The sequence below is a fragment of the Sunxiuqinia sp. genome, from assembly GCF_055140945.1.
In genome coordinates, this window is sequence record NZ_JBSQYS010000051.1 from 20,630 (window position 1) to 28,016 (window position 7,387).

At 39.9% G+C, this 7,387-nt stretch carries 6 protein-coding genes; 1 reads left to right on the top strand and 5 read right to left on the bottom strand.

Annotated elements, in window-relative coordinates:
• Nucleotides 1-16: 16 nt before the first annotated feature.
• Nucleotides 17-2,077: an HD family phosphohydrolase gene (locus ACTB00_RS17950; protein WP_463301289.1), complete on the bottom strand. Its 2,061-nt coding sequence runs from the start codon at nucleotides 2,075-2,077 to the stop codon at nucleotides 17-19.
• 314 nt (nucleotides 2,078-2,391) lie between these two features.
• Here ACTB00_RS17950 and ACTB00_RS17955 point away from each other — a divergent pair, with 314 nt between their 5' ends.
• Entirely contained in the window at nucleotides 2,392-3,177 is a 786-nt protein-coding gene (locus ACTB00_RS17955) for a C40 family peptidase (protein ID WP_463301290.1), read from the top strand.
• A 264-nt stretch (nucleotides 3,178-3,441) separates the two neighbouring features.
• Here ACTB00_RS17955 and ACTB00_RS17960 read toward each other — a convergent pair whose 3' ends face one another.
• The 4 genes from ACTB00_RS17960 to ACTB00_RS17975 form a co-directional block, all read right to left on the bottom strand.
• Entirely contained in the window at nucleotides 3,442-4,305 is an 864-nt protein-coding gene (locus ACTB00_RS17960; RefSeq protein WP_463301291.1) for a glycine betaine ABC transporter substrate-binding protein, read from the bottom strand.
• A gap of 16 nt (nucleotides 4,306-4,321) precedes the next feature.
• The gene (locus ACTB00_RS17965) at nucleotides 4,322-5,191 is read right to left on the bottom strand and encodes an ABC transporter permease (protein WP_463301292.1); all 870 of its coding nucleotides are present in this window, start codon (nucleotides 5,189-5,191) and stop codon (nucleotides 4,322-4,324) included.
• 1 nt (nucleotide 5,192) lies between these two features.
• Nucleotides 5,193-6,434 carry a quaternary amine ABC transporter ATP-binding protein gene (locus ACTB00_RS17970; protein ID WP_463301293.1) on the bottom strand — a complete coding sequence of 414 codons (1,242 nt, stop codon included), beginning with the start codon at nucleotides 6,432-6,434 and terminating at the stop codon, nucleotides 5,193-5,195.
• Between the two features lie 17 nt (nucleotides 6,435-6,451).
• The coding region (locus ACTB00_RS17975) for a hypothetical protein (RefSeq protein WP_463301294.1) at nucleotides 6,452-7,387 on the bottom strand (936 nt) is incomplete at its 5' end.

Genomic DNA, 7,387 nt, shown 5'->3' on the forward strand with positions numbered 1-7,387 from the left:
AATATGTGCCGTCGGTTTATTTGCTTTTATTATCCTCCGGATATTCGATTCGAACATGATAAATATTCATCAGCTTTTCAATGATCGTCTCCTTGAAAATACGGATGTCGCGTAAAGTTAAATCAGCGTTTTCCAATTGACCGGACTCCAGTTTGTCTCGCACCATTTTTTCGATGAGCTGATGCAAGTTTTCATGGGTTTTTTCTTTCAACGCTCTCGCAGCAGCTTCAATACCATCAGTAAGCATTACTACGCTGGTTTCCTTGCTTTTGGGCGGTGGCCCCGGATAGGTGAACTCTTTTGGGTCAACATCTTCATTGGGGTGATCATTTTTATAAGTCGTGTAGAAATACTTGGCTTGTGTAGTGCCATGATGACTACTGATAAAGTCGATCAACATCTCGGGAAGTTTGTTTCTACGCGCAATTTTCACCCCGTTAGTTACATGGTCAATTATTATTTTTGCACTTTGCTTGTTGTCCAAAGCACTGTGAGGACTCATGCCGGCAGCTTGGTTTTCGACAAAAAAGGCCGGTTGGTTCATTTTGCCAATGTCGTGATACAAGGCCCCGGCACGCACTAAAAATGGATTGCCTCCAATACGAATAATAACTTCTTCGGCGAGATTGGCAATTTGCATCGAGTGTTGAAATGTCCCCGGAGCTTCATGCGCCAGTTTTCGCAGTAAGGGTTGGTTGGTATCTGCCAGTTCAATCAGGGTGACATCTGAAACAAAACCAAACAGCTTTTCAAAAATATAAATCAACGGATAAGCGAGCAGAATGAGTAGTGCATTTCCGCCAAACCACTCAAGCTCTTTCCATGGAATTGAGTCAATGTTTCCTTCCTGAATCATCGACATGGCCAGAAAGACAACGGAATAGCTAATAAACACCCACAAAGCCGTTAATACCAAATGAGAACGACGGTGCAGCTTGTCGAGACTGAAAACAGCAATAATGCCGGCAAAGAGATTTAAAAAGATGTATTCGAAATTGTTTGGAGCAAAATACCCGATTAAAAGGGAGGTTACCACAAGTGTAAAAATTGCTGTCCTCGAATCGAAAAAGATGCGCAATAGGATTGGTAAAATAGCCAACGGAACAAGGTAGAGGTTGACAAAATTACGGTCGTTTACAAAGCGTGAAGTAAACACCATGAGCACAATCATAATCAAGATAAAACTTAATCTCCGTTTTTGTTTGAAAATCTCGGGTCTGAAATAATACAAATAAAAAATCAGGATGAGCAGGCACGAAATAATTAAAATGAGCTTTCCCAGGATTAACAGATACCGTTCAATATTTTGTCCTCGCTTGGTTTCGTAAGTTTTTTTCAGCGAATCCAGTATAGTGTATTTGTCGGGAGTTACAATGTCTCCTTTAAAAATAATTCGTTCTCCGGCCTGCACCATTCCTTGAGTTAGCGAAACTTCATCCATCTGATTTTGAAGCTCCTGCTTGTTGAATTCTGCATCGTAAGTCAGATTAGCGCGGATGAAATCGCTCAGGTTCGTTTTTTGACTGAGGCTATCAAAACGGCTTTTCAAGGTCGCTTTTAGCGTATCGCTAAGTTCTTGATAGGCTGACTTTAAAGTATATAAATCAGTGACGAAAACGCGTTCCGCAAGCTTGTTTTGAATTGCGATGAGCTGTGTTTTGTTTTGGAGTGCCGGGTTGTTTTCCGGAGACTGCTCCAGTATCCCAACATCATATAACCGGGAAATGAAATCCTCAAGGTTGTTCGCCGTTGCTGAGTCAACATCAAGCGTGTTTAGGGTCTGAATAAGGTTGTGTGTTTGGGCAATTCCTTCAAGAGTGTCAACATTAAAATAGGGGATAAATTTACTTTTGACAGAGTCTTGTTCAATCCTGACTTGTTCGTCTGATTTTAAAATGGCAAAATTAAAAGGAGCCACCAATGTTTCGTGCCGCCAGGGGGCATTCTTTTGGAACTCGTATTTGAACCGGCTTTCGCCAGGAATAATTAAATAGAGAAGAAAGACAGTCGCCAGAAAAGCGAACGCGATGTAAAAAAAGTGATAGTAGCGAGCTAAACGCGTTAATAACTTTTTCATAAATACTTTTTTAAAGACTTTACAAGACCTTATAAAACTAATCTTGAAGTTATATATTTGAAGAATAAAATTAGTAATTTCTTTTGTGTTTAAGGCTTTCTGTCGGTTTTTATCCAATACTGAATGTAATATACAGCTTTACTGAATCGTTGATATGACTTTAGGAATTTAATTAACAAATAAATATGAAACGAGTTTGCAGAAGTCTTTTTGTTTAAAAGAATCATTAAAAGCGAGTTACATGTATTGATGGGAGTGAAGAAATACAAATAGATAAGAGTATTGCACAACCTTTAATATGAAAAAATAGAAAGATGAATTACGGAATCTCCGGTTTAAGTATTATCCCACTTCGAAAAGAACCTTCGGAAAAAAGTGAAATGACCAGCCAAATCTTATTTGGCGAGTATTTTGAAGTACACGAACAATTTATGGGATGGTGCCGGGTGACAACCGAATACGATAATTACGAGGGCTGGGTTGACCAAAAAATGATCACAGAAATATCGGATCGATCCTATCAAAAAATACAGAATTCGCCTTTTGCAGTTTGTACTGATATTTTTAATATCATTCCGGTTGATGACGAGCAAAACATGATGATTGTTGCCGGAAGTTCGCTGCCCTGTTGGCGCCCTTATAAAAAAGAATTTTCGATCAACCGTGAAGTGTACCAAATGAAGGGTAAGTTCATGTATCACCAACCGGAGGATGTTCGGAAATTTATCATTCAGCAGGCCTTAATGTATTTCAATGTGCCTTATTTGTGGGGAGGACGCTCACCTTTTGGGGTTGATTGCTCGGGGCTGGTACAGGTTATTTACAAGCAGGCCGGAATAAAAATACCGCGCGATGCCAGCCAGCAAGTTCATCAAGGAACTGCTTTCTCGTTTGTTGAAGAAGCGATGCCGGGGGATCTGGCATTTTTCGATGATGAAGAGGGAAACATCATTCATGTTGGCTTCATTTGGGAGAAAAATAAAATTATCCATGCATCCGGCAAAGTACGCATAGACAATGTTGATCAGTTTGGAATTTTTAATGTTGAAACCAAGCGCTATTCGCACAAAATGCGTGTGATGAAGCGGATTATCGAGTGATGGAAAAGTTGGAAATTTAAGTACAACTAAGAAAACAACACCTATTTTAAAAGGATTGTCAAGACCTGTTTGGTAGAACGGATACATTTTTGCATCAGAATTTAGAACGAAAAACAAATCATATAGAGTCGCTTTCACGACAACGTTATTAGCCTGAGAATCTCAGGCTTTTTTTATGGCTGATAACCGACTCTAAATTCTTGCAAAAAAAATACCGGAGGCATTTAAGCCCCCGGTATTTTACTTCGTTCGGTTTTTGTAATATTATTCAGGTAACCACCTGTTTACAATATCTTGGTTTTCGGCTACCCACTTTTTAGCTGTAGCGTATCTGTCATTTCCACCATCTTTAAAGAAAGCTAATATGGCACCCGCTTCAGAATCATTTAAATGGAAGTTTTTGAAAAATTCAGCAGCCCAGGGATCCTCTTCTACAAAACCAGCACGGGCAAAAGTTTCAATACGCTCTGTTTCACCATATACTTTCTTAGGATCTTCTAAGAATTTAAGATCGAAACGACCAAACGCCCAGTGAGGAGCCCAAAGCGGAACAACTATATCGCGCTCTTCTTTAATTGCTTTTGTCAATTCACTTAACATAGCAATACCTGAAGAATTTAATTGTTCCATATTGGTTAATTCATATTCTTCAAGAGCTTTATCTGTCATACCGGTAATACCAGCTCCTTTTTCAATACCGATGATTTTACCGTCAAATTTATCAGCGACATCATTCAATTCTTCAATAGAATTTATTGTAACATATTTAGGTACAACTAATCCAAGACGTGCCTGGTCAGTGTTAACATTTAAACTAACGATTTTATCGCCAAATTTTTTCACCTTTTCTCCGTGAGTAACAGGCAACCAGGCCTCCATAAATACATCAACATCGCCCTGAGCCATTGATGCATAGATCAAATCGACAGCAGCAGCTTTTGTATCTACGTCATAGCCATTTTGCTCTAAAATAACTTGAGCAACGTGTGTCATGGCTACTCCTGATGCCCATCCATCAACATAGGCCATTGTTATTTCTTTTTCAGTTTCTTCAGCTTTCTTTTTTCCAGAATTACAGCTACTCATTGCCAGAGTTAAAACTGCTAATAATAATACTTTTACTTTCATGATAATCCTTTTTAAATTAGTTTTTCTTAAATTTCATCCTCAGTTTACTGAGCGGACTATTTTCATTTTTTTGGCCCAAAGCCTGTGTTATTCGATCTAAAACGATAGCTAGAATAACCACGGCAAAACCACTTTCAAATCCAAGTCCTATATTAAGATTATTAATACCCTCAAGTACCTTTTCTCCCAGACCTCCAGCAGCAATCATTCCGGCAATAACGACCATTGATAAGGCCATCATAATTGTTTGGTTGACGCCGGCCAATATGGTGTTTGTTGCTAATGGCAGCTCTACTTTGGTAAGTATTTGACGATTTGTAGCACCAAAAGCGCGTGCTGCTTCCACCAAATCGGGAGGTACTTGCTGGATGCCTAAGGTTGTTAAACGTACTGCCGGTGGCAAGGCAAAAATAACTGTTGCAAAAGCACCCGGTAGTTTACCAATACTAAAAAACAGCACTGCCGGAATCAAGTAAACAAAAGCGGGCATCGTCTGCATAAAGTCCAAAATAGGACGCACCACACGATTTACCCCAGGCTTTTTAGCTGCCCAAATTCCGATGGGTATAGCTTGCACCAAGGCGATTATAGTAGAAACAAAAATCAACGCTAAAGTTTCCATGGTCTCCTCCCAGAAACCCATTAAGTAAATTAATACCATGCCCGCCAGGGTAAAAATGGCAGTTCCTTTTCCTACTTTTAAATATGCCAAAATGGTTAGCAGCCCAATAACAACAAAAAATGGAATACCCATTAAAAGCCATTCAAAGCCTTCAATAAAACCATTTCCTACATTTTTAATGAGATCAAACAGTCCGTGCAAATTCTCGGTAAGCCAATCTACGGCTACCTCAATATATTGTCCAATATCTATTACCTTTTCCATATTACTGTTCTATTGCTTGTTCTTTTAAATGTATGATCTGTTCATCGTTGAAACGTGTCGCCTCAATCATCAAGCTAGTTTGGGCCACTACACCTAAGAGTTGACCATTCTCTTTATTCACCACTGCAATAGGAGACTTTGTTCCACTCGTCAAAGGCAACATTTCTTCAACTGTATATTCTGTATACACACTTGGACAATTAACCGTTATATACGGCATGATGTCTTCAGCTTTTGCTTTTTCGGCTTTTAGTATTTCTGGTAACCAAATAAAACCTTGAAAAACACGGTGTTTATCAATTACAGGCAATACATCGGCAGCCACTGTGCGCATCTTTCGAATAACAGACTCAGGACCATCTTTATCAAGCAGTACCGTAGTTGGTTTTTTAAACATCAAGGAACCTGCAGTAATAATCGATTTACGATCCACTTTTTCCACAAATGCTTTAACATATTCACTCGCTGGCTCTTTTAGAATTTGCTCGGCAGTACCAATCTGTTCAATTACCCCATCTTTCATAATAGCTATGCGGTCACCAAGTTTTATGGCCTCGTCTAAATCATGGGTAATAAACACAATGGTTTTATGCAGTTCGTCCTGAAGGTCCAGCAGTTGATCTTGCATGTCTGACTTAATAAGCGGGTCAAGTGCCGAAAAGGCTTCATCCATCAATAATACTTCAGGATTATTGGCCAATGCACGTGCCAAACCGACACGCTGCTGCATTCCACCTGATAATTGCGAGGGTTTTTGGTATTCAAAGCCTTTTAACCCCGCAGTTTCGATAGCCTCTTTCGCTTTTGCTAAACGTTTTGTTTTCTCCTCGCCACGAATTTCCAGGCCAAAGGCAACATTTTCAATTATAGTACGGTGGGGCAAAAGCGCAAATTTCTGAAACACCATACTCATTTCTGTTCGTCTTGTGTCTAAGAGTTCTTTGTTAGTTTCTTTCGTAATGTTAACACCATTAATTAGTACGTCTCCATCAGTAGGCTCATTAAGGCGATTTAGGCACCTGATAAGTGTTGATTTTCCACTGCCAGATAGCCCCATTATCACAAAAACTTCCCCTTCTTTTATTTGAAAGCTTGCTTTATTTACACCAACGGTACACTTGGTCTTTGAAAGAATCTCGGTTTTAGATTTTCCATCCTGGAGCATCTTTAATGCCTGAGCTTTCTTTTGACCAAATATCAACGTTAGGTCTTTGACTTCGATCTTTATATCACTTTCTGACATATTTATATATTTAGTTTCTAAAAGTAGTAACCGAAGTTAATGTTAAAGCGCTTCATCCATTCCGCGTCCTCGTCACCAACTCCCAAACCTTTACCAAATGTTGGGGTAAGCCAAGGTTGATTTTTGCCCATTGCATAATCGATGTACGTGTAGAGTGGCCCTGCAGAAATTAAAATGCCGGGGATTAGGTGGTGCATGTCTGCGTATTCCTCCTTTGTTTTATCAACATAGGTATAATCAACATAAGCCTGAATGTTGGTAATTGGCCCCAGTTCGACAGGAAAGCTTTTGGCAATTCCTACTGCATAAGCATTGGCTTCTGTCGCAACATCATAAGGCGATCCGTAAGCTCCCATCTGGATAATATCAAGTGACTGACCATTGTCGGCTTTTGCAGTGTAGTTGTAGTTGATGAATGTACCTTTAAAGTTCCATCCTTGTCCCCAGTCTGCTAATACGTGAGCAGCAAAAGCGGTGCTTGTTTCGGCCTCATCCAACACGCTGTTATAAATGCCGCCGACTTGTCCGGATAAACCAACTTCCAATTGTTCGCTAATGTGATAGGCTGCTCTTACATTTACCTGATTTAATTCGCGGATACGAGCATCAACTGTTGAGGTTCCGATTTTTCCGAACCCTGGCGTAATGTCATAAGAATATCTTCCCGGTCCTGCATTGCCATAAGTAACACCGCCCGCAGTAGGGCCTTCCGGCTCTGCCTGGCGATAATAGGCAAAACTTAAATCCAATTTATCAATCCCGGCGTAATCAAATTTGATTCCCATGTCATAGTCATCTTCAAGTCCGAAATAGTACTGGCCTTGAAACCACCAGCTATGAGACGCATACTTTGTAATGCCAAAAGGTACCTGACTGACACCAAGTTTCATGTAAAGATTATCGTTGAATGCATAACCAAGGTAACCATGATGGATGAAATGGGTGTCGAAAGT

What these genes read in the sequence shown, in the direction of transcription:
- ACTB00_RS17955 (WP_463301290.1), top strand. Translation starts at nt 2,392, where the DNA reads ATGAATTACGGAATCTCCGGTTTAAGTATTATCCCACTTCGAAAAGAA.
- ACTB00_RS17960 (WP_463301291.1), bottom strand. Translation starts at nt 4,305, where the DNA reads ATGAAAGTAAAAGTATTATTATTAGCAGTTTTAACTCTGGCAATGAGT.
- ACTB00_RS17970 (WP_463301293.1), bottom strand. Translation starts at nt 6,434, where the DNA reads ATGTCAGAAAGTGATATAAAGATCGAAGTCAAAGACCTAACGTTGATA.
- ACTB00_RS17950 (WP_463301289.1), bottom strand. Translation starts at nt 2,077, where the DNA reads ATGAAAAAGTTATTAACGCGTTTAGCTCGCTACTATCACTTTTTTTAC.
- ACTB00_RS17965 (WP_463301292.1), bottom strand. Translation starts at nt 5,191, where the DNA reads ATGGAAAAGGTAATAGATATTGGACAATATATTGAGGTAGCCGTAGAT.